This window comes from Pectobacterium peruviense (assembly GCF_002847345.1).
Classification (GTDB): Bacteria; Pseudomonadota; Gammaproteobacteria; order Enterobacterales; family Enterobacteriaceae; genus Pectobacterium; species Pectobacterium peruviense.
Window position 1 is genome coordinate 95,867 of the sequence record NZ_LXFV01000006.1, and the last position, 26,459, is coordinate 122,325.

The following is a 26,459-nucleotide window of genomic DNA, read 5'->3' on the forward strand; positions in this document are numbered from 1 at the left end:
CCTGCCAGCCTTTGCTGGCAGGTTATCGCTCAATCCATTATGCAAACGCTTAAACGCTTTTATTCGCTGGTCGCGCCTTTCTGGCTGACCACGCGTGCAACCCAACTCTGGCTGCTACTGCTGTTGATTATGAGCCTGACGCTGTCAGTCGTGTGGATCAGCGTGCAGTACAATAACTGGAGCCGGGATTTTTATGACGCACTGGCCGACTATTTTCAGCATGCATCAATCTACGATATGGCGATGCGCTATCTTGCCTACACGCTGCTATTCGTGCTGGTGATCATCTGCGGAAACTGGTTCAAGAAACAGCTAATTATCCGCTGGCGCGATACCATGACGCGTCAGTATGAACAGGATTGGCTGAGCAATCATGCCCACTACCAGCTCAATTCAGGGCTGGATAATCCAGACCAGCGCATTGCGGAAGATATTCGTCTGCTGATCGAACAAAGCCTCGAACTCCTGCTCTCTTTGCTAAAGAACATTGCCCGATTCTTCTCCTTCATCGTCATTCTCTGGCAGCTTTCCGGCGTCCATACCTTCACGCTGGGCGGCTACACCCTCACGATACACGGCTATCTGGTGTGGATCGCGCTAGCTTACGCTTCATTAGCCAGCGTCGTGACGCACCTATTGGGGCACCGTCTGCACAAGCTGAATATTGAGCGCCAGCGGACAGAGGCCGACTACCGTGCCACGCTGCTGCGAGTGCGGGACAACAGCGAGCAAATCGCGTTTTATCAGGGCAGCGACGCCGAACAGCAGCGGATGCGGCAACACTTTCTGCCTATCGTGCAAAACTGGCAGCGTTTAATGGCGAGGGAGTTTCGATTAGAAAGCTTTACCACCAGCTATTTTCGTTTCAGCCTGATTATCCCCGTTTTCGCGACCCTGCCGCTGTTTCTCGCCCGTCAGATTAGCCTCGGGGCGATTATGCAGGCGCGATCCGCCTTCGGCTATGTATTGGATGCCTTTGGCTGGTTTATCGATGCGTATCGTCAGTTGGTTCAGTGGTCTTCGACAATTGAACGGCTGTGGGAATTCCAGCACCGTTTACAGCAGTTACCGACGCCAGACGCGCCGCGCCATGAAGGGCAAGCTCTGCATATCAACGCGTTATCTGTAGCACGCCCGAATGGTTCACCGTATTTCGCCCCGCTTACGCTCACGCTTCCGGCTGGCGAGTGGGCGGTACTCAGCGCAGCTAGCGGCAGTGGGAAAACCACCCTGCTGCGGGCGCTGGCGGGCCTGTGGCCTGCATCGCAGGGAGAGTGGCACTTTCCGGTGGGTCGGGCACTATTCTTGCCGCAAAAAGTCTATTTGCCGCAGGATACGTTGCGTCAGGTATTGTGTTATCCGCAGGCGCAGCTAGCCGATCGCTCACAACTCTCCACAGTATTGGAACAAACCGGACTCGCCTCACTGATTCCGCGCTTGGATGACAAAGCGAACTGGAGCCGAGAGCTGTCTGGCGGCGAACAGCAACGTCTGTCACTGGCGCGTGCGCTGCTGTTGCGCCCGACATTGCTTTGTCTGGATGAAGCCACTAGTCAACTCGATGATGCGGCGGCGCTTCAGCTGTTAGAGCACATCAGGATAACGCTGCCAGAAACCATCGTTCTGGCCGTCAGCCATCAGCCTGCCGTGCTGGCTTGTTTCACGCATCAGATACCATTAACGCCACTCGCGCCAGAGGAAAAAGAGGGATCAGGGAGCCACGCTATCGATTGTTCGATTACGTCACCAGAGGTGGACGGTCAGCAGGTTTCTTACGGAAGGATGTGAAGACGAAGACAGGAAAAACACAGCCCGGAGCGGATGTCCGGGCTGTGATGAGGTTACTCGTTATCGCCCAGCAGAACGGATTCCAGCGCGATCTCGATCATCTCATTGAACGTGTTTTGACGCTCTTCTGACGTGGTTTGTGCACCAGTACGAATGTGGTCAGAAACGGTACAGATTGCCAGCGCTTTCGCACCGAACTCTGCCGCAACACCGTAGATACCGGCCGCTTCCATTTCCACACCCAGAATGCCGTATTTTTCCATCACGTCGAACATCTGCGGGTCTGGCGTGTAGAACAGATCGGCAGAGAAGATGTTACCTACGCGCACAGAAACATCGCGTGCTTTAGCCGCATCAACGGCATTACGCACCATGTCGAAATCGGCAATCGCTGCATAGTCGTGATCTTTGAAACGCATACGGTTCACTTTGGAATCCGTACAAGCGCCCATACCGATCACTACGTCGCGCAGTTTGACGTCTTCACGCACCGCACCGCAGGAACCCACACGAATGATCTTCTTCACGCCGAATTCAGTGATCAGTTCTTTCGCATAGATCGAGCAGGATGGGATGCCCATACCGTGACCCATGACCGAAATTTTACGGCCTTTATACGTGCCGGTGAAACCCAGCATGCCACGCACGTTGTTCACTTCGCGGGCATTTTCCAGAAAGGTTTCTGCAATGAACTTAGCGCGTAGCGGGTCGCCCGGCATCAGTACAACGTCAGCGAAATCACCCATTTCTGCATTAATATGTGGCGTAGCCATGCGTTTATTCCTTAATTAATCAAGTTTCACTAAAAACGATGTTTTTACAGTATCGATTTGCCGTAGTCCATAGGCGACAGGCCAAAGTAAGCTGCAACCGTCTGCCCGATATCGGCGAAGGTTTCACGGTGACCGTACGATCCCGGCTTCACTTTTGGTCCATAGATCAACACCGGTACGTTCTCGCGGGTATGATCGGTGCCGTGCCAGCTCGGGTCACAGCCGTGGTCGGCCGTCAGAATCAAGATGTCATCGTCTTTCACGCGGGACATCAGTTCAGGTAAACGGCGATCGAACAGCTCCAGCGCGGCCGCATAGCCCGGAATATCGCGGCGGTGGCCATAGGCGGAGTCGAAATCAACAAAGTTGGTAAACACGATAGTATTGTCGCCCGCGCTATCCATTTCTTTCAGCGTGGCATCAAACAGCGCATCAATGCCGGTCGACTTCACTTTCTTCGTGATACCGACCTGCGCGTAGATATCCGCAATTTTACCGACAGAAACCACTTCACCGCCTTTTTCATCCACCAGCTTTTTCAGGATGGTCGGCGCTGGCGGTTCAACCGCCAGATCGTGACGGTTGCCAGTACGCTCGAAGTTGCCGGGTTTGTCACCGATAAACGGACGCGCGATCACCCGCCCGATATTGTAATCCCCTTCGGTCAGCTCTTCGCGGGCGATTTCACACAGCTCGTACAGCTTATCCAAGCCGAAAGTTTCTTCATGGCAGGCAATCTGGAACACCGAATCGGCGGAGGTGTAGAAAATCGGCTTGCCGGTTTTCATGTGTTCTTCAGCCAATTGATCCAGGATCACCGTACCGGAAGAGTGGCAGTTGCCCAGATAGCCCGGCAGATTGGCGCGTTTTACCAGTTTATCCAGCAGTTCCTGCGGAAAACTGTTTTCTTCATCTTTAAAATAGCCCCAGTCGAACAGGACAGGTACGCCAGCAATTTCCCAGTGGCCAGACGGCGTATCTTTACCCGAGGAAATTTCGCTGGCGTGCGCGTAAGCACCGATAATTTCTGCATTTTCATCCAGCCCTGCTGGGAACGTTCCCGTTGAGGCTTCGGCGGCTTTACCTAGACCCAGACGGCTCAGGTTCGGCAAATGCAGCGAGCCGCTGCGCCCTTTATTCGCCGTTCCCGCCGCACACGCCTGAGCAATATGGCCCAGCGTATCCGAACCGACATCACCAAAGCGTTCTGCATCAGCACTGCTGCCGATCCCGAACGAGTCGAGAATCATAATATGTACACGTTTCATTCTTTCTCTCCTGCGCAGCGATGCGCTCACGCCCTGCCTATCGGCAGGGGAAAATCAATTCAAGGTTATCTATCGCCAACCTTACGCAATCACGCTTCCGCACTCACCCGACGATAGACCATCGGGGTCTTTTCTGGTGCCGTGTCGCCTAGTTGGATCGCAGCCCGGACTTCATTCGCCGCCTGCTGCCATTGCGCTTCCGTATTGGCGTGGATCACCGCCAGCGGGCGCTGTGCGTCAACGCGTTCACCCAGGCTAATCATGCTATCCAGACCGACACTGTAATCGATCGTATCCGAGGCCTGACGACGTCCGCCGCCCAGCGACACGACTGCCATGCCCAGCGCACGGGTATCCATCGCGGTAACAATGCCTTCACGCGTCGCGAACACCGGCTTACTTAACGTTGCTACTGGCAGGTAACGATCGTAGTGTTCGACAAAATCGCCCGGTCCACGCTGTGCGGCGACCATGCGGCCAAAGACGTCGGCGGCTTTGCCGTTATCCAACACGGCCTGCAAACGTGAATGCGCGTCGTCCGCCGAGCTTGCTAGCCCGCCCGCGAGAAGCATCTCGCCACATAGCGCCATAGTAACATCATACAGGCGTGGATTGCGGCTCTCTCCCGTCAGGAAACGCACGGCTTCCCGCACTTCCAACGCATTACCCGCGCTGGAGGCCAGCACCTGATTCATGTCTGTCAATAATGCGCTGGTGCGGCATCCTGCGTTATTTGCTACGCCGACAATCGCCTGCGCCAGCTGTTCGGACAGTTCATAGGTCGGCATAAACGCCCCGGACCCCACTTTGACGTCCATCACTAACGCATCCAGCCCTTCAGCCAGCTTCTTCGCCAGAATCGATGCCGTAATCAGCGGGATCGAATCAACCGTAGCGGTAATATCACGCGTGGCGTAAAAGCGTTTATCCGCCGGAGCCAGCGATGAGGTCTGCCCAATAATCGCGACGCCAACCTGCTGGATGATGCGGCGAAAACTTTCATCGTTCGGGAAAATATCCAGTCCCGGAATCGATTCGAGCTTGTCCAGCGTGCCGCCAGTATGCCCCAGCCCACGCCCAGAGATCATCGGGACGTAGCCACCACAGGCGGCGACCATCGGCCCCAGCATCAGCGAGGTAACATCCCCTACACCGCCGGTAGAATGTTTGTCCACCAGCGGGCCGTTCAGGTTCAGGCTCTTCCAGTTCAGCACCGTACCGGAGTCACGCATCGCCAACGTCAGCGCCACACGCTCATCCATCGACATGTCGTGAAAGTAAATGGTCATCGCCAGAGCGGCGATCTGACCTTCAGAAACGGTGTTGTCACGAACGCCGTTGATAAAGAAGCGGATTTCCTCTTCGCTCAGAGTTTTTCCATCACGCTTCTTACGAATAATTTCTTGAATCAGAAACAAGGTCTGTACTCCTGATGAATTCTGATATGGCTCAGCAGCCTATCGCTGTGAGCGCATTTGCTGTCGTGAACTAATGCGGTCATCAACAACATGTTGTCACGAATAAAATAGCGCGCCGTATGCACGTGATTAGTAGCTGCCCTGTGGGGCCGCTGTCGCGTGCCCGAGCGTTGTCAGCAGGCTCGCCAGCAAACTGGATGCGCCAAAGCGAAAATGCTGCGCATTCGCCCATTCAGCGCCCATGATATCGTCCGCCAGTTGCAGATAGATGGCGGCATCTTCCGCGTTACGCACACCGCCAGCAGCTTTAAAGCCGACATGCTCGCCCACGCCTTTATCGCGGATCGTCTTCAGCATGATCGCTGCACTTTCCGGCGTCGCGTTCACCAGTACTTTACCGGTTGAGGTTTTAATGAAATCGGCACCTGCATCAATCGCAATCTCGCTCGCCTGACGTATCAGCGCCTCCTGTTTCAGCTCACCCGTTTCGATGATCACTTTCAGCAGCACGTGGGCATCCTGACATACGGCTTTGCATGCCTGCACCAGCGCAAAACCGATTTGCGTATTGCCTGCTATCAGTGCTCGGTAAGGGAATACGACATCAACCTCATCAGCACCGTAGGCTATCGCCGCTCTGGTTTCTGCAACAGCGATGTCAATATCATCATTGCCGTGCGGGAAGTTGGTCACTGTCGCAATGCGAATATCCAGCGTACCCTGCTCACGCAGGATCTTTTTCGCCAGAGGGATAAAACGTGGATAGATACAGATAGCAGCAGTTTTTCCTGCCGGGCTGTTTGCCTGACGGCAGAGTGCCGTCACTTTTTCATCCGTATCATCCTCATTCAGCGTGGTTAAATCCATCAGCGCCAGCGCGCGTTGCGCGGCCGTGGTCAGCTTGGTCATACAACTCTCCAACTCGTCAGCCGGTCTAACCGGCTCTGAACATTAACTGGTGTAAAACCAGCACGTTTGGCGAGCGGACTTGGTTCCTTGAAGATAGCGCTCAGGAGAAACAACCTGTAGCGGCACCGAGATCCTTCTCACCGCAGTCAACCTTCCTCAACCCTTCATCCTGTGATTATTTCAACACCGAAAGAACGATATCGAAAGAAACGCTTTATACACGTGGGCATATCAGATATTTGAACACGCCATGCCGGACTATTTTGTGCATTCATTCACACTTGATGTAATAGAAATGCAATAGATAATGATTATATGTGATTTTTATCACACATACTGCCCAGAATAAGGCCGAGCTGGGGAATAGCGCTGATAGCCTTGTCGACCAGCTCCGCCCTTCATAAATGAATAAAGAGGCGGCAGCACACAGTCGCAGATCGCCCAATGCTTCTGGTTGAAGTCATATATATACCCTAAATAATTCAAGTTTCAGGACAAAACGTTAACGTTTTGAACAACGCAAAGCGTTGACCCTTTAGGGCGAGGCCCATTTATGGCCTCGTAACGCGGCAAGCGAAGGAGTCCCGATGAGCTTACTCAAGTAAGTGATTCGGGTGACTGACAAATCTGCCAGAGGCAGGTTTGAACGCTGCTTGCAGCGGCCCCTGCGGGGCGAGGGACACGTAAGTGTGCCAAGTAACGCAGCCAACGCACATGCAGCTTGAAGTATGACGGGTATAGAATAAGCATAGCGGCTTCTCCCTAAGTACAGGGGGAAACCGCGGCAGAGCAGGAAAATTATTTCCTTACGGGAGGTTGCAATCCGTTTCACAACAGCGATGTGCTACTTCACGTAACAAGATAAGCACCCTACACTGACTGCCAATAAGACTGCTTCCGAGAAACCGCAGACAAAACCATGACTGAACATGCTGAACACTCCCGCTGGTATCTGTACATGCTGCGCACGGTCGCCGGGGCGCTGTACACCGGTATCACGACGGATGTCAGCCGTCGCATGAATCAACATCAAGCAGGAAAAGGGGCAAAAGCACTGCGGGGGAAAGGGGAGTTGACGCTGGTGTTTCACTGTCTGGCAGGCGATCGTTCAAATGCACTTAAGCTGGAATACCGCATTAAGCAGTTGAGCAAAAACCAAAAAGAAAGGCTGGTACAAGACCAGCCTCAGACGATTTGTCTTGATACGCTATCGGCTAGAGAAAGCGGTTAAACGGCTCAGCATATTCAACCAGCCCCGTCACATGTTCAAATCCACTTTCGCCTTCAGGCGAATCTTCACCAGCAACCTGATTGTCCGCCAGTGGGTAGACCTGAAACGTCGATTCGCTGTCAGGCCAGCGACAATGCAACTGGTGCTCTGTCGCCGGAACGAAACCAAAGCGGGAATAGTAGGCAGGCTCACCCAGCACGACGACGGCGGTATAGCTAAATTCATTCAGCGCATCCAGCCCTTCGTAGACCAACTTCTCCCCCACGCCTTGTCGGCGCAGACTGTCGTCTACCGCCAACGGCGCAAGCGCCACCCACTGCCGATCCTCACCTTCGATCAGCACTGGGCTGAATGCGGCGTAACCCACCACGCCACCTTCATCGTCGGTTGCTACGACGCCAAGCGTCAATAAGCCATCTTCTCGCAGTTGATGCACCAGATCTGCTTCTGCACCCGTAGGGAAAGAACGGCGCAATAAGCTGTCGATCCCTGCGGCATCAACGGGAATTTCCACCCGAACTAGCATGATACTGGCGCGTGATTCGTTGCTTGCACCACGCCCTCCCGTAACCCAGCTTCAACAAAGTTCGCCAGTTGCAGCAGACCAATACGCAGCGGCGCAGGCATAGCTTCCAGTTCAATAGCATCCATCAGGTTCTTCACATACAAACCTAATTCGGTATCGCCCTCAATGCGCAGACGACGTTGGAAAAACAGCGAGTCGGGATCTTCTTTACGCGCGGCGATCAAAATCAGATCGTTTGCATCCGCACTGAAGCTGACATCCGGCGTCTCATCGTGGCTTACCACCAGACGACCTTCACGCAGCGTCATAAACCACTGCAAACCGACATCACGCACCTCAATTTTCAGCCAGCGGCTTTCGAGAAATGCCAGATCGCCCTCTTCCAGCGCCTGACGGAACTGCCAGCCCAACATCTGTTCCAAAACCTGACGCTGTAGCGCAAAGGGGGTGAACTTGAGTGGCTTACCTAATAAGCTCGGCCCCTGACGCACAATCTGCGCTCGTAGTTTTTCCAACACTGGCGTACTCCTCTTAAAGCAATCTGACTGTTCAGATAATCTGCAAACATTTTGCCACATCCACCGCAAGCGGCAGAGGTCTATGTCAATAATCTAGTCGCTTATCCGATTATGCCCAACAGATTTTGTCCTTGCGCGACGATTAGCACCATAAACTGCCTTAAATCAAAGTCCTTACCTGATGGGTTAATTAAGATTCCCAATCGTTAATAACATTCATCGACTGATAAATAATCGCTTACGACGACCCGCAAGGGTGGCTGACAAAACGCACGTCATAAAAACAGTATCAGTCTGAACATCATTGATCGCACCGACCCGCTACGGCCCGAAGGGATTAATGAAGGATTGTGTATGGAACTGCTTTGCCCCGCTGGTAATCTGCCGGCACTGAAAGCTGCCATCGATAATGGCGCAGATGCGGTCTATATCGGCCTGAAAGATGACACCAACGCACGTCATTTTGCCGGGTTGAACTTTACTGATAAGAAACTACAGGAAGCACATGAGTACGTGCACCGCCACCGACGTAAACTGCATATCGCCATCAATACGTTTGCTCACCCGGATGGCTATCAACGCTGGCAGCGCGCCGTAGATATGGCCGCACAGATCGGTACCGATGTGCTGATCCTCGCCGATCTCGCCATGCTGGAATATGCCGCCGAGCGCTATCCCAACATTGAACGTCACGTGTCGGTTCAGGCTTCCGCAACAAACACCGAAGCGATCCGCTTCTATCATCGTCATTTCGATGTCTCACGCATCGTGCTACCGCGCGTGCTGTCCATTCATCAGGTGAAGCAAATCGCTCGCACCAGCCCCGTACCGCTCGAAGTTTTCGCCTTTGGTAGCCTGTGCATCATGGCGGAAGGACGCTGCTACCTTTCTTCTTATCTGACCGGTGAATCACCGAATACCGTGGGTGCCTGCTCGCCTGCGCGGTTTGTACGCTGGCAGCAGACGGAAAACGGCATGGAGTCGCGCTTGAACAATATCCTGATCGACCGCTACCAGGACGATGAAAACGCCGGTTACCCTACATTGTGTAAAGGCCGCTATTTGGTCGATGGACAGCGCTACCATGCGCTGGAAGAGCCAACCAGCCTTAACACGCTGGAGCTTCTGCCTGAGCTGATGGCTGCCAATATTGCCTCCGTGAAGATAGAGGGTCGCCAGCGCAGCCCAGCCTACGTCAGCCAGATTACGCAAGTGTGGCGACAGGCTATCGATCGCTGCCGCGCCAATCCTGAGACATTCGTACCCACTCAGTCCTGGATGGATGCATTAGGCGCAGTGGCAGAAGGCACGCAGACCACGCTTGGTGCGTATCACCGCAAATGGCAGTAGCAGGAGAACATATGAAATACGCATTAGGCAATATCCTCTACTATTGGCCGAAAGAAGACGTCGAGGCGTTTTATCAAGCCGCGGTGAACAGCAGCGCCGATATCGTTTATCTCGGCGAAACGGTGTGCAGCAAGCGCCGTCTGATGAAAGTAGCGGACTGGTTCAACGTTGCCCGTGAAGTCGCCAACAGCGGCAAGCAGGTGGTGATCTCTACGCTAGCGCTCTTACAGGCTCCGTCTGAACTCACAGAGTTAAGGCGTTATGTGGAAAATGGCGAGTTCTTGCTAGAAGCGAACGATCTGGGCGCAGTCAACATCGCAGCCGAACGTAATCTGCCGTTTGTCGCCGGACACGCGCTCAATTGCTACAATGCCTACACGCTACGTGTGCTGCACAAACAAGGTATGGTGCGCTGGTGCATGCCGGTCGAGCTTTCTCGTGACTGGCTGCAAAACCTGCTGAACCAATGTGAAGAGCTTGGCTTTCGCCATCAGTTTGAAGTGGAAGTGCTCAGCTATGGCCATTTGCCATTAGCCTATTCCGCACGTTGCTTCACCGCTCGTTCAGAAGATCGACCGAAAGATGAATGCGAAACCTGCTGCCTTAGCTACCCGCACGGCAGGAAAATGCTGTCGCAGGAGAATCAGCAGGTCTTTGTCCTCAATGGCATCCAGACGCAAAGCGGCTATTGCTACAACCTCGGCAACGAGCTGACGTCAATGCGAGATCTGGTCGATATTGTTCGTCTGTCGCCAAACGACATCACCACTCCAGCCATGCTGGATACCTTCCGCGCCAACGAGCAAGGCAATATGCCATTAACGCTGGAAAATCAGGCCGATTGTAACGGCTACTGGCGTCGCGTCGCTGGCCTAGAACTCGTTCAATAACTCACATCCTATCAGGGCGGCCAACCGCCCTTTTCCTTCCTAAGCGCACCTTTGAACTACGTATAACCGCGACATTCCATCATACTGTTCTGACTTTCATCATTGACTGACGGCATTAGCATCTACCGACAAGGTAGAGTCAGTGAACAACAAAGTGAGCCATATTATGTCCACACCTTCTCAATCCGCTGTGTTTTCCGTCCTCGATCTTGCACCGATTCCGCAAGGCGCGACAGCACGTGACGCTTTCCATCGCTCGCTGGATCTGGCGCAACATACAGAAAAATGGGGCTATCACCGCTATTGGCTGGCGGAACACCACAGCATGACCGGTATCGCCAGTGCAGCAACATCGGTGCTTCTCGGCTATCTTGCCTCCGGTACGCAACGCATCCGTCTTGGCTCTGGCGGTGTGATGTTGCCGAATCACTCACCGCTCGTCATCGCCGAGCAGTTCGGTACGCTGGAATCACTTTATCCTGGCCGTATTGATTTGGGATTAGGCCGTGCTCCCGGTACCGATCAACGCACCATGATGGCACTGCGCCGTCACCTTAATGCCGATATTGACGATTTCCCACGCGATGTGCAGGAACTGCAACGCTACTTCGCCGATGCACAACCAGGTCAGGCAGTACAGGCCGTCCCCGGACAGGGTCTACACGTTCCGATCTGGCTATTGGGATCGAGCTTGTACAGTGCGCAGCTAGCGGCAAGACTGGGTTTACCTTTTGCCTTCGCTGCCCATTTCGCTCCCGATATGTTGCTGGAAGCATTCCGCCTCTACCGCGAAAAATTTATCCCTTCCGCCACTCACGCTAAACCTTATGCGATGGTGTGCGTCAATGTGGTTGCAGCCGATAGTGACCGTGATGCGCGCTTCCTCTTCACTTCGATGCAGCAACAGTTCATCAACCTTCGCCGTGGAACGCCAGGCCCGTTACCCGCGCCGGTAGAAAACATCGACACAGTCGGGTCACCTGCTGAACAGTTTGGCACGGAGCAAGCACTGCGGCTGTCGATTGTCGGCGATCGTGCGAAAGTCCGTCATGGGTTGCAGAGTCTTTTACGTGAAACACAGGCAGATGAAGTGATGATCAATGGCCAGATCTTTGACCATCAGGCACGACTGCAATCTTTTGAAATCGCGATGGATGTGCAGAAGACGCTGTAATGAAACATTGTAAAAACACAACGTCCGGCTTTCACCGGACGTTGTGTTTAGAAAAATTAGCTAATTATGGATGATGGCTTATTTCCCATCGATGGTCGCAGGTAAGCTATCAAATGTTCTCAAGCCTTTCTTATCATAAGGATTCCCAATCCAACGTTCCGCCTCTTTAAAATCTGGGCTTACTACACTTTTTTCAGGCTCAAAGATATTGTAGCTTAACCCAGACAAGTCGGACCAAGTGTGGATAAGGTGCGCATTGCTGTACTTACGATCAACATACTTAGAGTAATCGGTAGTATGGCTTTTACGCCATTCCGGTGACATCCAAACCATAAATGGAATAGTGTACATTGCACGTGTCGGTGCCGCTTCATTACGTCCTAACACACTATGAGGCGGTGTTTCATAAACGTCTTCACCATGATCGGAGAAATAGACAAGAAAACCATTAGGCTTACTTTTTTCAAATGTTTTAATCAGTGTATCGACAATGTAATCGTTATATAACTCTGCATTATCATAATGATTATATACTTCGACTTCACTGTCGGTCAGACCTGTAGGCGTACCATCACGGCCATTGAATTTGTCAAAATCATCTGGGTAACGGTATTTGTAGTTCATATGTGTTCCCAATAAATGAACGACAATAAATTTTTTCGAAGCAGGATCCGCAAGCACTTCTTGAAAAGGAGATAATACGACATCGTCATATTGTCTTACACTTTGTGTGCGTTGGTTATTCAAATAAAACTGTTTGTCCGTTTGCTGTGAAAACACCGTTAACATGGTATTACGCTTAGTCATCGTCTGCTGATTGGTGATCCAAAATGTTTTATATCCCGCTTGCTTCATCATATTCATCATTGAAGGTTTACTGAGATATAAATCCGGATTTTGTTCGTCCGCAAAGGTCAGGGACTGTTGCAGGATTTCGATAGTATAAGGCCGAGATGTCACGACATCATTGAACACAATGAGATTCGGATCAGTATTATGCAATGCATCCAAGCGAGGCGTTGTCGGGCGAGAATAACCATAAAGGCTCATACGGCTACTCGTGGTTGACTCACCAATAACCAGTACTAAGGTGCGTGGTGTATCACCATTTACGTCTTTTAGATTCTCTAACGGAGGGAGAGCTGCATTCTGTTGTAGCATCTCGGTCATGCTTTCTAACTGCTGTTGGTACTCAATATAGCTGGATAGAAATTGCCAAGGGGCGGTAGTTGCCATGCGACCTGCAATGTAGCCCGCAGTGTCTTCGATAGATATCTTCTGAGTAAATAATTTCTTATATACAGGTACGGCAAACAATACTGAAAAAATCAGCAAAGATGTCACAGTTTTGGCTGCGGTAATGACATAAACAGGACGTAATTTTTTCCACAGTAGAAAAACAATTGCCGTATAAGCAACTAACACAGCAATCATCTTTAAACTGAAATACTGACTCAGGAACTCAGTGGCTTCTGTTGTGTTAGATTCAAAAATAACAAACAGGACACTCTGTGAAAATTCCTGTTTATAGATTGAGTAATAACAGATAGCGATCGCGGAAGGAACCCATAGCACGATACCTAAAACAGCAGCAATCCTGCGCGTATACTGAGGAAAGAAAAGCAAAGGGACCAACCAAAGTAGACTATATAGTAGAGAGTCTCGTAACCCCGTAGTCCCACTGTGTCCACTTAATATAATCCATAATTGCAGCGCGCAAGAGAAAGACCATAAAAAGAGCAGTAAGAAAACAAGCGCACTCCAGCTAAATTTATTATTTCTTGAATATTCAATCACTTAAATTACCCCTTAAGTAAAAAGATATTGATTAGACGTTTCGAAGAATTCAGCAGCGACGTCACCATATAGGAATTATCATTATCCATGCTTAGCAAAACCGACTTCATTCCCTCATTAAATTTAATCAATAATACGCAGGTATCATTAATAATGGGCTTAAGAAGAAAAAAGATATTTTACACCAAAAAAAAGCGACCCATTAATGGGTCGCTTTTATAACAGAAAAGGTCAAGTTGCTACATATCTCAACAACGATATTCTATTTCTTGTTGTAACAATGTGCTTACGCGTCAGCAGGACGACGACGTGGAGCGCGCGGTGCAGCATCGCGATTGAAAGAACGTTCACGACGCTCACCGCCGTTACCGTTACCTTCACGGCGTTCACCACCGCCGAAAGAGCGACGTGGAGCTGCGCCATCACGACGCTCGCCACCTGCACCAGCAGGACGACCACCACCACGACGTTCTGGCTGTGCGACTGCATCACCCAGCAATTGCATATTCATTGGTTTGTTCAGAATACGCGTGCGGGTAAAGTGTGATAACAGATCGCCCGGCATGCCTTTCGGCAGTTCGATCGTTGAGTGGGACCCGAACAGCTTGATGTTACCGATGTAACGGCTGCTGATATCCCCTTCGTTGGCGATAGCACCAACAATGTGGCGAACTTCAACGCCATCATCACGACCCACTTCGATACGATACAACTCCATCTCACCAGATTCACGACGCTCACGGCGTTGTGGACGGTCACCGTCACGGGGTTCACGGGAATCGCGAGCATCGCGGGGTTCACGGCGACGATCGCCACGTGAATCACTACGAGAGTCATCACGATCGCGGAATTCGCGGCGAGGACGGAATGCCTGATCCGGTGGCAGAATCAGAGGACGTTCGCCCTGTGCCATTTTCAGCAGCGCAGCAGCCAGCGTTTCGATATCCAGCTCTTCCTGCGGTTGCAGCTTAGTCAGCAGTCCACGATACATGTCCAGATCGCTGCTTTCCAGCTGTTGCTGTACTTTAGCGGCGAATTTAGCCAGACGGCGTTGACCCAGCAATTCTGCATTTGGCAATTCCACTTCAGGAATGGTCAGCTTCATTGTGCGTTCAACGTTACGCAGCAGGCGACGCTCGCGGTTTTCGACAAACAGCAGTGCACGGCCAGCACGACCCGCACGACCGGTACGACCAATACGGTGAACGTAAGACTCGGAATCCATCGGGATATCGTAGTTTACTACCAGGCTGATACGCTCAACGTCCAGACCACGCGCCGCAACATCGGTCGCAATCAGGATATCCAGACGACCGTCTTTCAGACGCTCCAGCGTTTGTTCACGCAGCGCCTGGTTCATGTCGCCGTTCAGCGCAGCACTGTTGTAACCGCTACGTTCCAACGCTTCAGCCACTTCCAGCGTAGCGTTCTTGGTACGAACGAAAATAATCGCCGCATCAAAATCTTCAGCTTCCAGGAAGCGTACCAATGCTTCATTTTTACGCATACCCTGCACCGTCCAGTAGCTCTGGCTGATGTCTGGACGCGTAGTCACGCTTGATTGGATGCGAACTTCCTGTGGATCTTTCATGAAACGACGCGTAATACGGCGAATCGCTTCTGGCATAGTTGCAGAGAACAGCGCAGTCTGATGCGTAGCAGGGATCTGAGCCATGATGTTTTCAACATCTTCGATAAAGCCCATACGCAGCATTTCATCAGCTTCATCCAGTACCAAACCACTCAGGTTGGACAGATCCAGCGTACCGCGTTTCAGGTGGTCCAGCAGACGACCTGGAGTACCCACAACGATCTGTGCTCCACCACGCAAAGCACGCAGTTGAACGTCATAACGCTGACCGCCGTACAAGGCAACAACATTAACGCCATGCATATGCTTGGCAAAATCATTACAGGCTTCAGCAACCTGAACAGCCAGCTCACGGGTTGGAGCCAACACCAGCATCTGCGGTGCTTTTAACTCAGGTTTTAAATTATTGAGTAATGGCAGAGCAAAAGCCGCAGTTTTACCACTGCCGGTCTGTGCCATACCCAGCACATCACGACCGTTCAGCAGGTGAGGAATACATTCAGCCTGAATCGGCGATGGTTTTTCATAGCCCAGATCGGTCAGGGCATTAATAATAGGAGCAGACAGCCCCAAATCGGAAAAAGAAGTAAGTAAATCAGTCATGTAAACGTGCCTCATTAGACATGGCGGCCAGTCTACATAACTCGTCGTGAAAATTTTCAGTCATTTTCATTGAAAAGTGTGAACCGGCTCAAATTGGATTAAAAAGCGAACAAAAAAGCCCTCACCCGTGAAGGTGATAACCGAAGTTTTTTCAGGCTGATTAAGTGTTCGTCAGCTATTGCTGGTCCGATCCTGATAGGTCGTCTTGCTCTTGGCCTAATAGCGCCAATTCCAACAATGCATAGCGGTGCTCAACAAAGTTATGAACGTTGTTAGCAACCGTCAGCTTGAACAGCGCCAAAGCGGTGTTCTTGTCCCCCAGACTTAGGTAGTGCTTACCTAAATAGAAGTCAGTTTCACTGAGATGCTCAGCGAGCGAAGTGTTATCCGTAGCTTCTTCCTGTAAACGCTGCATCAGTGTTTTTTCACTGATACTACCCAGGTAGAATTCGACAATATTCCATCCCCAAGGCCCTTTCTTCACGTCGTCATAGCGTTTCTTCAACGCAATTTTGGCCGTCTCTGGATTGATTTCTCGCTCCACAAGATACAGCCATAACGAACGGAAAGGATCATTCGGATCGTCTCGATAAAACGCCAGCAGATCATCCTGCGCTAACAGATAGCGACCGCCATAATACAAAGCGATGCCACGGTTTAAACGCGCGTAATTGTAAGTTGGATCAAGCTCTAGTACAGAATCAAACGCTTCATAGGCAGCATCAAAATTGCCTGCCTGCGTTAAATAGATACCCAAATAGTTAAAAACTTCTGGAATATCAGGGCGGATCGTCAACGCTTGTGAAAAATCATTCCGCGCCAATGCCCGTAACCCGAGACTATCATACAGCACTCCGCGCTCATATAATAGCTGTGCTCGCTCATCATCGGTTAATGCCCGGCTTGCAAGGATTTGTTCCATGCGTGCCAGGATCACTTCCTGCTGTAAAGTCGGCTGTAACGGAATCGCCAATACTGCGTCTTTACGCCAATCCGTGTTGCTGCATCCTGCCAGCATGAGTGCTGTTGCAACATAACACCAGCGCAAGAAAGGCTTCATTTCCCACTCCCGAAGACAAACATTGGATGAACATCCTGTCCCGGACCGCTCAACGCAAGGACATCCATACCCTTACGATACATGCAGCACCTTGCCATAATCAGGCAAGGTGCCATAAGACCGTTTTCTAACAGTCGTTATTCCTCAGAAGACGGGGCTGCCGCTTCCTGAGTTTGCGCAGTTGCTTCTTTGATGCTTAAGCGCACGCGGCCCTGACGATCAACCTCCAGAACCTTGACCGGCACTTCCTGACCCATCTGCAGATAGTCAGTCACTTTCTCTACGCGCTTATCGGCGATCTGAGAAATATGCACCAGGCCTTCTTTACCGCCGCCGATAGCGACGAAAGCACCAAAATCAACGATGCGGGTAACTTTACCCTGATACACGCGGCCGACTTCGATTTCGGCAGTGATCTCTTCAATACGACGAATCGCGTGTTTCGCTTTTTCGCCGTCAGTTGAAGCGATCTTCACAGTACCATCGTCTTCGATTTCAATGGTCGTGCCTGTCTCTTCAGTCAACGCACGGATCACGGAACCACCTTTACCGATTACATCTTTGATCTTATCGGTACTGATTTTGATGGTGTGAATACGCGGTGCGAACTCGGAGATATCGCCACGTGGCGTGCTGATTGCTTGTTCCATCACACCCAGAATGTGCAAACGTGCACCTTTGGCTTGATTCAAAGCAACCTGCATGATCTCACGGGTAATCCCTTCGATCTTAATATCCATTTGCAGCGCAGTAATACCTTCACGGCTACCAGCAACTTTGAAGTCCATATCGCCCAGGTGGTCTTCGTCACCCAGAATGTCGGACAGAACAACAAAGTTGTCGCCTTCTTTCACCAGACCCATCGCGATACCCGCAACGGCTGATTTGATTGGCACACCTGCATCCATCAGTGCCAGAGAAGCACCGCAGACAGACGCCATGGAAGAAGAACCGTTAGATTCCGTGATTTCAGATACCACACGCACGGTGTACGGGAATTCGTTCGCCTTTGGCATCACTGCCAGCACGCCGCGCTTAGCCAGACGACCGTGACCAATTTCACGACGCTTAGGCGAGCCAACCATACCAGTCTCACCGACAGAGTACGGAGGGAAGTTGTAGTGCAGCAGGAAGCGATCGGTACGTTCACCGGTCAGTTCGTCAATATTCTGTGCATCACGCTCAGTACCCAACGTTGCCGTAACCAACGCCTGCGTTTCACCACGGGTGAACAGCGCAGAACCGTGGGTACGCGGCAGTACGCCAGTACGCACGTCCAGACCACGAATCATGTCTTTTTCACGGCCATCGATACGCGGTTCGCCAGCCAGCACGCGGCTACGTACGACGTTTTTCTCGACGTTACCCAGAATTTCCTGGATATCACCAGCATTCAGCGTTTCGTCTTCGGCTTGCAGCGCAGCAACAACATCAGATTTGATGACGTTAACTTGTGCATAACGCTCTTGTTTTTCAGTGATGCGGTAAGCGTCACCCAGACGTGCTTCAGACAACGCCTGTACACGCTGCTCTAAAGAAACGTTAACTTCTGGCGCATGCCATTCCCACTTCGGTTTGCCCGCTTCAGCAACCAGTGAGTTGATGTTCTGGATAACGATCTGCTGTTGCTCGTGACCAAACACCACCGCACCCAGCATCTGATCTTCACTCAGCACTTCAGCTTCGGATTCCACCATCAGAACCGCGCCTTCTGTACCTGCAACCACCAGATCCAGACGGCTTTCTTTCAGCTCATCCATCGTTGGGTTCAGGACATACTGGTCGTTCAGGTAGCCGACGCGTGCAACACCGATAGGGCCGTTGAACGGAATACCAGACAGGCTCAGCGCCGCAGAGGCACCAATCATGGCGACGATGTCAGGGTTAACCTGTGGGTTAACGGAAACAACGGTCGCAATCACCTGAACTTCATTCAGGAAACCTTCTGGGAACAGCGGGCGAATTGGGCGGTCAATCAGGCGAGAGGTCAGTGTTTCACCTTCGCTTGGACGGCCTTCACGGCGGAAGAAACCACCAGGGAAACGTCCAGCAGCGTAGGTACGCTCCTGATAGTTAACCGTCAACGGGAAGAAACTTTGTCCGGGTTTAGCGGTTTTAGCGCCGACAACGGTAACGAATACCGCTGTATCATCCATGCTTACCATCACAGCGGCGGTAGCTTGGCGTGCCATCATACCTGTCTCTAATGTGACGGTATGCTGACCATATTGAAACTTACGAACGATCGGATTCAGCAAAATAATATCCTTAGCTGGGGCGCGTTACACGTATTCAAGATAAACGCACCAGTGAACTCCCGACCTTTGCACTACATCCTCACGACTAATGACAACCCTTATCTTGCTTATGCAGATAAAGCCTCTCATTAGCCGCGCGAACCTCTGTAATGAAAGATCATATTTAACAACAATACACTACTCTGTTTTGCTAATGCTTCCTAGAAGAAAGGGGCCAAAAGAGGCCCCTTCCCACTGAAACACAGAAGACTTAGCGACGCAGACCCAGACGCTCGATCAGACTGGTGTAACGTGCTACATCTTTACGCTTCAGGTAGTCCAGCAGCTTACGACGCTGAGAAACCATACGCAGCAGACCACGACGGCTGTGGTGATCTTTTTTGTGCTCAGAAAAGTGGCCTTGCAGATGGTTGATCTGCGCAGTCAGCAAAGCAACCTGAACTTCAGTAGAACCACTATCGTTAGTGCCACGACCGAAGTCTGCTACGATTTTAGCTTTAGCTTCAACACTTAGAGACATTGTAATACTCCAAAACATTATAGATAAAAAAACAGGCGCCGATCTCTAATTCAGCCACCCAATAGTCAAGCCGCGCTATTCTACCCTCAGCGTTCTGCGATAGCAAGGCAGCAACGGGCGGGTTTACACCGGATACTCAACAACCAAACGCCGTGGCGCAACGCGGCCATCGTCGTCAATTTCACCCATTCCGATAAATTTGTGCGCGTCACCTTCGGTGATTCTCACCATGCCGTTCAATGGTGCATTCGCTGCCTGAACCGCTTGTCCCAGCTTCAAATAGCCTGCAACAACTGGTGGCAAATTCACTTCAGGGAAATCAATAACCGGACTTTCCATTGGCATGAGCAACGGATCAAGACTCAGCGACAGTGAGTGTTCTTGCGTCTGAGCCTGCTCGGCCAATGCCGCTAGCTGCTCCAGCGTCACCATTCTTTCGGTAGGATAGGTCGCAACCTGCAAGCGGCGCAGATAAATCACATGCGCGCCACAGCCTAGTTGTTCACCCAGATCGTCAATAATGGTACGGATGTACGTCCCTTTAGAGCAGTGAATCTCCAGTTCCAGCTCATCACCTTCCCAGCGAATGAACTGAAGTTCGTAAACGGTAATTTCACGTGCTTCACGCGGAACCGTCAGCCCCTGACGAGCATACTCATACAGCTTACGCCCTTGGTATTTCAGCGCCGAGTACATAGATGGCACTTGTTGCGTGGTACCGCGAAAGCTCTCCAGCGCCTGCTCCAGATCCGTAGCAGAAAAACCAATGGCACGTTCTTCGATCACATTACCGTCGGCATCAGAGGTGTCGGTTCGTTGCCCAAGCCGAGCAATGACACGGTAGCGTTTGTCAGAATCCAACAAGTATTGGGAAAACTTCGTCGCTTCCCCAAGGCAAATCGGCAGCATACCGGTTGCTAATGGATCCAACGCACCCGTATGGCCCGCTCTGTTAGCGTTAAAAATCCGTTTTACCTTCTGCAAAACATCATTAGACGACACGCCCTGCGGTTTATCTAATAACAATACGCCGTGTACATCACGGCCACGGCGACGAGGACGACTCATTAATCCTCCTGATCTTCGCCCGTAACAGAACGACGTTCCGTATCGTTTCTGACTACATTGGTCACCAGATTGGACATTCTCATCCCTTCAACCAATGAGTTGTCATAGGAGAACGTTAATTCTGGAACAACACGCAGACGCATTGCCTTACCGATCATCATACGGATAAAACCAGACGCATCTTGCAGTGCTTTCACCGCTATTTTAACTTGCTCTGGCTCGTTATCATTCAGGAAGGTCACAAAAACCTTGGCATACGCCAGATCGCGAGAAACTTCCACACCGGATACGGTCGCCATGCCGATGCGTGGATCTTTCACTTCACGTTGAATGATAATGGCGATTTCTTTTTGCATTTCCTGCGCAACGCGCTGGGTGCGGCTGAATTCTTTTGCCATGATAAATCCTCCAGTAAAAATCGGGGGGCACTAGGCCCCCCTTACGAATCACTTACGTCGTCGCTGAAAACGGATTACGCGATCGTACGTTTGATCTCAATCGTTTCAAAGACTTCGATCATATCGCCTGGGCGAACGTCGTTGTAGTTCTTCACGGCGATACCACATTCCATGCCGTTACGGACTTCGCTAACGTCATCTTTGAAGCGGCGCAGAGATTCCAGCTCGCCTTCATAGATAACCACGTTGTCACGCAGTACACGGATCTTGTTGTGACGTTTAACGATACCTTCAGTCACCATACAACCAGCGACAGCGCCAAATTTCGGTGATTTAAAGACGTCACGCACTTCGGCCAGACCGATGATCTCTTGCTTATATTCTGGCGCCAGCATACCGCTCATCGCCTGTTTCACTTCGTCGATCAAATCATAGATGACGGAGTAATAACGCAGATCCAAGCTTTCAGCTTCAACGACACGGCGAGCTGATGCGTCTGCACGAACGTTAAAGCCAAGGATAATCGCATTCGATGCCGCTGCCAGCGTGGCGTCCGTTTCTGTGATACCGCCCACACCGGAACCGACAATCTTAACTTTCACTTCGTCAGTAGACAGTTTCTGCAGTGAATCGGAAATCGCTTCGCAAGAACCCTGTACGTCAGATTTCAGAACGATGTTCAGTTCAGAAACTTCACCTTCTGTCATGTTGGCAAACATGTTTTCCAGTTTAGATTTCTGCTGACGAGCCAGTTTGACTTCACGGAATTTACCTTGACGATACAAGGCAACTTCACGCGCTTTCTTCTCGTCACGAACTACCGTAGCTTCATCACCTGCGGCAGGCACACCGGACATACCGAGAATTTCGACCGGAATAGAAGGACCTGCGGACGTAATTTCACGACCTAATTCATCACGCATCGCTCGGACACGGCCATATTCAAAGCCGCACAGAACGATATCGCCTTTATTCAGCGTACCTTCACGTACCAGTACGGTTGCAACCGGGCCACGACCTTTATCCAGGAAGGATTCGATCACTACACCGTTTGCCATGCCGCTGCGGACGGCTTTCAGTTCCAGAACTTCGGCCTGCAACAGAATCGCATCCAGCAGTTCGTCGATACCCGTACCGGCTTTAGCAGATACGTGGACAAACTGAGATTCACCGCCCCACTCTTCCGGCATGATACCGTACTGAGACAACTCGGTTTTCACACGGTCCGGATCGGCATCTGGCTTATCGATTTTGTTTACTGCAACAACAACCGGAACCTTAGCCGCTTTCGCGTGCTGGATAGCTTCGATTGTCTGAGGCATCACGCCATCGTCCGCCGCCACAACCAGTACCACGATATCCGTAGCCTGAGCACCACGAGCACGCATTGCGGTAAACGCGGCGTGTCCCGGTGTATCCAGGAACGTAATCATACCGTTGTCAGTTTCAACGTGGTAAGCACCGATGTGCTGGGTAATACCACCCGCTTCACCTGCTGCTACTTTAGTTGAACGGATATAGTCAAGCAGTGAGGTTTTACCGTGGTCAACGTGACCCATGATAGTCACGACTGGCGCGCGGGATTCTGCTGCCACGCCCATGTCACGGTCGCTCATTACCGCTTCTTCCAGCTCGTTCTCACGACGCAGGATAACTTTATGGCCCATCTCTTCCGCAACGAGTTGCGCGGTTTCCTGGTCGATGACCTGGTTGATGGTTGCCATCGCACCCAGCTTCATCATCGTTTTGATGACCTGAGAGCCTTTAACGGCCATTTTGTTAGCCAGTTCAGCTACGGTAACGGTTTCACCAATTACAACATCGCGGTTAACCGCCTGAACAGGCTTATTGAAGCTCTGTTGCAGTGAGCTTGGCTTACGCTTGCCTTTACCGCCACGGGTAACGGCACGCGCTTCTTCGCGGTCAGCTTTGGACTCAGACTGGCGATTGCCTTTCTTCTGCTTGGTTACTTTCGCAGCACGGGTGCGGGTACGGCGTTCACCTTCAACCTGACGGTCGTTTTCATCTTCCGCTTCACGGGCATGATGAGACGTCGTCACGTGATAATCGGCAGATTCTTCAGGTTTAGTCGCGCTTTCCGCTTCCCAACGCCCGGCGTTTTCTTCAGCCATACGGCGAGCTTCTTCAGCAATACGACGTGCTTCTTCTTCAACTTTAAGACGTGCAGTTTCTTCTGCTTTACGCTTAAGTTCGGCAGCTTCCGCTTCACGTTTCGCTTTCTCAGACTGAGCCGGCTTGGTCATATTTTCGTTTTGTTGGTTCGTCACTTTTTCTTTTTCCGCTACATCACGCTTAGCTTTTTCAGCGGCTTCACGTTTGGCTTGCTCGTCGGCAGCACGCTTCGCTTTCTCAGCGGCTTCGCGCAGATCGGCCTCGCGTTTAGCCTGCTCTTCAGCGGCACGTTGTGCCTGTTCTTCCGCTTCACGCCGTGCCTGCTCTTCCTCTTCAGCCTGTTGGGCCTCAATCGGATCGCGTTTTACATAAGTGCGTGTCTTGCGGACTTCGATCTGCACCGACTTACTTTTACCGCCGGTGCTAGGGACATTTAACGTGCTGCGCGTTTTGCGTTGCAGCGTCAATTTACTCGGCGCATTACCGCGATCGCGGTTCAAATGCGCTAATAACGTTTCTTTTTCATGCTGGGTCACAGAGTCCGATGCAGACTTGGTCATTCCCGCATCAGCAAACTGCTGTACCAGGCGGTCAACCGGAGTTTGAATCTCTGCGGCCAGCGATTTTACGGTTACATCTGTCATGCTGTTCCTTTCCTGCTACAGTTCGTTATTCGTTGTCGTCGCCAAACCAACAGATATTACGTGCGGCCATAATCAATTCGCCCGCTTGCTCATCATTGAGCTCTTCAATATCTGTCAGGTCGTCAACGCCCTGTTCAGCAAGATCTTCCAGCGTACAAACACCGATCGCAGCAAGCTTGAACGCCAACTCACGCGACAGCCCAGGCAAGCTAAGCAAGTCTTCAGCAGGTTGACCGTCACCAAGGCTCTCTTCATGCGCCAGTGCCAGCGTTGTTAATGCAGCTTTAGCACGCTCACGCAATGCTTCAACGGTTTCTTCATCAAGGCCTTCGATGGCCAACAGTTCCTTGATTGGCACATAGGCCAGTTCTTCAAGTGAGGAGAAACCTTCTTCAACCAGCACAGTGGCAAACTCTTCGTCAATATCAAGGTGCTTGGTAAAGACGTCGATTGCAGCATGTGCTTCGGCCTGATGCTTGGCTTGAAGATCTTCCACTGTCATCACGTTCAGTTCCCAACGATCGTCTGAACGATGCTGTTTCAACAGTTGGGAAGCCAGACGGACGTTCTGCCCGTTTCGACCAATCGCCTGAGCCAGATTGCTCGACTCAACGGCGATATCCATCGTGTAGGTATCTTCATCAACCACGATCGATACCACATCGGCAGGTGCCATTGCATTGATCACAAACTGCGCAGGATTATCATCCCACAGAATGATGTCAATACGCTCGCCGCCCAGTTCACTGGAGACAGCTTGTACACGTGCACCGCGCATACCAACACAAGCACCGACAGGATCGATACGCTTGTCATTCGTCTTCACTGCAATTTTCGCACGTGAACCCGGATCACGGGCCGCTGCCTTAATCTCGATAACTTCTTCACCGATTTCTGGCACTTCAATGCGGAAGAGTTCAACCAGCATTTCCGGACGGGAACGGCTGACAAACAGTTGAGCACCGCGAGCTTCAGGGCGAACAGAGTACAGTACGCCACGAATACGGTCGCCAGGGCGGAAGTTTTCACGAGGCAGCATATCTTCACGGCCAATTACCGCTTCTGCACTGGTGTTCGAACCATCAATAGGTCTGACTTCGAGCGAAATATTATCACGGTTCACCTTCTTCACGACACCGGTGATAATTTCGCCTTCTTGTTCACGGAACTGATCAACAACCATCGCACGTTCAGCTTCACGAACTTTCTGTACGATAACCTGTTTTGCCGTTTGCGTCGTGATGCGGTCAAAGGTTACGGATTCGATTTGATCTTCAACGTAACCGCCAACATCAAGCGAAGGATCTTCAAATTGCGCGGCATCAAGTGTAATTTCGCGAGTTGGCTGAGTGACTTCATTCACCACTAACCAACGACGGAAGGTATCAAAATCGCCCGTTTTGCGATCGATACTGACGCGCACATCAATTTCCTGCTCATATTTTTTCTTGGTCGCTGTCGCCAGTGCGGTTTCCAACGCTTCAAAAATCTTCTCGCGCGGAAGGGATTTCTCATTGGAAACTGCTTCAACAACAGCCAGAATCTCTTTGTTCATCCTAGTTGCCTCATCCAAACTTTAAAAGTGGGGTACAAGATTCGCTTTCTGAATGTTGCTCAGCGCGAATACTTCATCTTTGCCTTCCACTGTTATGGTGATCATTTCGCCGTCAACAGCTTTGATCACACCCAACCATTTACGGCGATTCTGGACTGCCATACGCAGCACCACTGTCACCTCTTCACCGACGAAATGCAGATAATGTGCCGCCGTGAATAAGGGACGCTCAAGCCCTGGAGACGAAACTTCCAGGTTATAGGCGACAGTGATTGGATCTTCTACGTCCAATACCGCACTGACCTGGTGGCTGACATCAGCACAATCATCAACAGTGATCCCATCTTCACTATCAATATAGATACGCAGCGTCGATTGACGACTGCGGATGAACTCAATCCCAACCAATTCGTAGCCTAATGCGGCAACGGGTGCTGAAATCATCTCTGTTAATTTTTGCTCTAATGTGGACAAGTCCACCCCCAAGACATAAAAAAAGGGCCTAATAGCCCAGTTGTTTGTTGCCAAATAACAAAAAACCCCGATAAATCGGGGCTTTATGCAACTGGACCCTAATACCGCTGACAACGCGGCATAACTTCGGTGAAGGATTTTTTCAAAAATCACTGCAAAAAGAGATAGAAATTGAGTGAAGAACGTATTTGAAAAAACACTTTACTGGAAGTTAAGTGGTTGCGGGGGCCGGATTTGAACCGACGACCTTCGGGTTATGAGCCCGACGAGCTACCAAGCTGCTCCACCCCGCGTCCGAAAACTTGGCAAATACTACGCTGACAACTGCATAAATGCAAGTCATCCATAGGATTGGTTCGAAGCCGATTTTTATACGCGGAATGCGTTCTTTTGTCAACAAACGCGGGTCGCCTGGTCGCGGCCATCGCGCAATTGCACTCCACGTTTTGTGGGCAGATCTTGTATCGTCACGTTAGCCACAAAGCTGGTCAACCATTGAGGAAAGACCTACTG

22 protein-coding genes and 1 tRNA gene are annotated in these 26,459 nt (G+C 51.2%); 5 read left to right on the forward strand and 18 right to left on the reverse strand.

Annotated elements, in window-relative coordinates; all coding sequences use genetic code 11:
* The first annotated feature begins 39 nt into the window (after window positions 1-39).
* Window positions 40-1,788, forward strand: coding sequence for an ABC transporter ATP-binding protein/permease (locus A0G03_RS06055; protein WP_048258732.1), 1,749 nt, complete (start codon window positions 40-42; stop codon window positions 1,786-1,788).
* A 53-nt stretch (window positions 1,789-1,841) separates the two neighbouring features.
* On the opposite strand, the gene deoD is transcribed toward A0G03_RS06055, so the two are convergent.
* The 4 genes from deoD to deoC all read right to left on the reverse strand — a co-directional run bounded on the left by deoD (window position 1,842) and on the right by deoC (window position 6,156).
* Window positions 1,842-2,561 (reverse strand): purine-nucleoside phosphorylase, encoded by a 720-nt coding sequence (deoD, locus tag A0G03_RS06060; protein ID WP_048258731.1) that lies wholly within the window; start codon window positions 2,559-2,561, stop codon window positions 1,842-1,844.
* Window positions 2,562-2,605: 44 nt separating this feature from the next.
* Window positions 2,606-3,829 carry a phosphopentomutase gene (deoB, locus tag A0G03_RS06065; RefSeq protein WP_048258730.1) on the reverse strand — a complete coding sequence of 408 codons (1,224 nt, stop codon included), beginning with the start codon at window positions 3,827-3,829 and terminating at the stop codon, window positions 2,606-2,608.
* Window positions 3,830-3,918: 89 nt separating this feature from the next.
* The gene (gene deoA, locus A0G03_RS06070; RefSeq protein WP_048258729.1) at window positions 3,919-5,247 is read right to left on the reverse strand and encodes a thymidine phosphorylase; all 1,329 of its coding nucleotides are present in this window, start codon (window positions 5,245-5,247) and stop codon (window positions 3,919-3,921) included.
* Between the two features lie 129 nt (window positions 5,248-5,376).
* Entirely contained in the window at window positions 5,377-6,156 is a 780-nt protein-coding gene (deoC, locus tag A0G03_RS06075) for a deoxyribose-phosphate aldolase (RefSeq protein ID WP_048258728.1), read from the reverse strand.
* A gap of 919 nt (window positions 6,157-7,075) precedes the next feature.
* Between deoC and A0G03_RS06085 the strand changes: the two genes are divergently transcribed.
* Window positions 7,076-7,387, forward strand: a complete 312-nt coding sequence (locus A0G03_RS06085; RefSeq protein WP_048258727.1) for a GIY-YIG nuclease family protein — start codon at window positions 7,076-7,078, stop codon at window positions 7,385-7,387.
* Here the strand turns inward: A0G03_RS06085 and A0G03_RS06090 are convergent.
* Together A0G03_RS06090 and ubiT are read right to left on the reverse strand one after the other, a co-directional pair.
* Window positions 7,371-7,913: a GNAT family N-acetyltransferase gene (locus A0G03_RS06090; RefSeq protein ID WP_048258726.1), complete on the reverse strand. Its 543-nt coding sequence runs from the start codon at window positions 7,911-7,913 to the stop codon at window positions 7,371-7,373. The genes A0G03_RS06085 and A0G03_RS06090 overlap by 17 nt on opposite strands.
* Complete coding sequence (gene ubiT / locus A0G03_RS06095) at window positions 7,907-8,431, reverse strand: ubiquinone anaerobic biosynthesis accessory factor UbiT (protein ID WP_048258725.1); 525 nt, start codon at window positions 8,429-8,431, stop codon at window positions 7,907-7,909. The genes A0G03_RS06090 and ubiT overlap by 7 nt, the downstream gene beginning before the upstream one ends.
* A 354-nt stretch (window positions 8,432-8,785) precedes the next feature.
* On the opposite strand from ubiT, the gene ubiU reads away from it, so the two are divergent.
* The 3 genes from ubiU (at window position 8,786) to A0G03_RS06110 (ending at window position 11,845) form a co-directional block, all read left to right on the forward strand.
* Window positions 8,786-9,781 (forward strand): ubiquinone anaerobic biosynthesis protein UbiU, encoded by a 996-nt coding sequence (gene ubiU / locus A0G03_RS06100; protein WP_048258724.1) that lies wholly within the window; start codon window positions 8,786-8,788, stop codon window positions 9,779-9,781.
* Between the two features lie 11 nt (window positions 9,782-9,792).
* The gene (locus A0G03_RS06105; protein WP_048258723.1) at window positions 9,793-10,671 is read left to right on the forward strand and encodes a U32 family peptidase; all 879 of its coding nucleotides are present in this window, start codon (window positions 9,793-9,795) and stop codon (window positions 10,669-10,671) included.
* A 166-nt stretch (window positions 10,672-10,837) separates the two neighbouring features.
* Window positions 10,838-11,845: a luciferase-like monooxygenase gene (locus A0G03_RS06110; RefSeq protein ID WP_048258722.1), complete on the forward strand. Its 1,008-nt coding sequence runs from the start codon at window positions 10,838-10,840 to the stop codon at window positions 11,843-11,845.
* A gap of 78 nt (window positions 11,846-11,923) precedes the next feature.
* On the opposite strand, the gene cptA is transcribed toward A0G03_RS06110, so the two are convergent.
* The 12 genes from cptA to A0G03_RS06170 all read right to left on the reverse strand — a co-directional run bounded on the left by cptA (window position 11,924) and on the right by A0G03_RS06170 (window position 26,239).
* A complete protein-coding gene (cptA, locus tag A0G03_RS06115; RefSeq protein WP_048258721.1) occupies window positions 11,924-13,642 on the reverse strand; it encodes a phosphoethanolamine transferase CptA in 1,719 nt (572 codons plus the stop codon).
* A gap of 286 nt (window positions 13,643-13,928) precedes the next feature.
* Window positions 13,929-15,836 (reverse strand): DEAD/DEAH family ATP-dependent RNA helicase, encoded by a 1,908-nt coding sequence (locus A0G03_RS06120; RefSeq protein ID WP_048258720.1) that lies wholly within the window; start codon window positions 15,834-15,836, stop codon window positions 13,929-13,931.
* Window positions 15,829-15,906 (reverse strand): protein YrbN, encoded by a 78-nt coding sequence (gene yrbN, locus A0G03_RS22090; RefSeq protein WP_101749494.1) that lies wholly within the window; start codon window positions 15,904-15,906, stop codon window positions 15,829-15,831. The genes A0G03_RS06120 and yrbN overlap by 8 nt, the downstream gene beginning before the upstream one ends.
* Before the next feature lie 105 nt (window positions 15,907-16,011).
* Window positions 16,012-16,896 carry a lipoprotein NlpI gene (gene nlpI / locus A0G03_RS06130; RefSeq protein WP_048258719.1) on the reverse strand — a complete coding sequence of 295 codons (885 nt, stop codon included), beginning with the start codon at window positions 16,894-16,896 and terminating at the stop codon, window positions 16,012-16,014.
* Window positions 16,897-17,033: 137 nt separating this feature from the next.
* Window positions 17,034-19,154 (reverse strand): polyribonucleotide nucleotidyltransferase, encoded by a 2,121-nt coding sequence (pnp, locus tag A0G03_RS06135; protein ID WP_048258718.1) that lies wholly within the window; start codon window positions 19,152-19,154, stop codon window positions 17,034-17,036.
* A 250-nt stretch (window positions 19,155-19,404) separates the two neighbouring features.
* The gene (rpsO, locus tag A0G03_RS06140; protein WP_010279698.1) at window positions 19,405-19,674 is read right to left on the reverse strand and encodes a 30S ribosomal protein S15; all 270 of its coding nucleotides are present in this window, start codon (window positions 19,672-19,674) and stop codon (window positions 19,405-19,407) included.
* A gap of 123 nt (window positions 19,675-19,797) precedes the next feature.
* Window positions 19,798-20,742: a tRNA pseudouridine(55) synthase TruB gene (gene truB / locus A0G03_RS06145; RefSeq protein ID WP_048258717.1), complete on the reverse strand. Its 945-nt coding sequence runs from the start codon at window positions 20,740-20,742 to the stop codon at window positions 19,798-19,800.
* Window positions 20,742-21,140, reverse strand: a complete 399-nt coding sequence (gene rbfA / locus A0G03_RS06150) for a 30S ribosome-binding factor RbfA (RefSeq protein WP_005971529.1) — start codon at window positions 21,138-21,140, stop codon at window positions 20,742-20,744. The genes truB and rbfA overlap by 1 nt, the downstream gene beginning before the upstream one ends.
* A gap of 74 nt (window positions 21,141-21,214) precedes the next feature.
* On the reverse strand, window positions 21,215-23,917 hold the full coding sequence (gene infB / locus A0G03_RS06155) for a translation initiation factor IF-2 (RefSeq protein ID WP_048258716.1): 2,703 nt from the start codon (window positions 23,915-23,917) through the stop codon (window positions 21,215-21,217).
* Between the two features lie 25 nt (window positions 23,918-23,942).
* Entirely contained in the window at window positions 23,943-25,472 is a 1,530-nt protein-coding gene (nusA, locus tag A0G03_RS06160) for a transcription termination factor NusA (protein ID WP_048258715.1), read from the reverse strand.
* Between the two features lie 21 nt (window positions 25,473-25,493).
* On the reverse strand, window positions 25,494-25,946 hold the full coding sequence (gene rimP / locus A0G03_RS06165) for a ribosome maturation factor RimP (RefSeq protein ID WP_010279686.1): 453 nt from the start codon (window positions 25,944-25,946) through the stop codon (window positions 25,494-25,496).
* Between the two features lie 216 nt (window positions 25,947-26,162).
* A tRNA-Met gene (locus tag A0G03_RS06170) sits at window positions 26,163-26,239 on the reverse strand.
* Window positions 26,240-26,459: the final 220 nt, after the last annotated feature.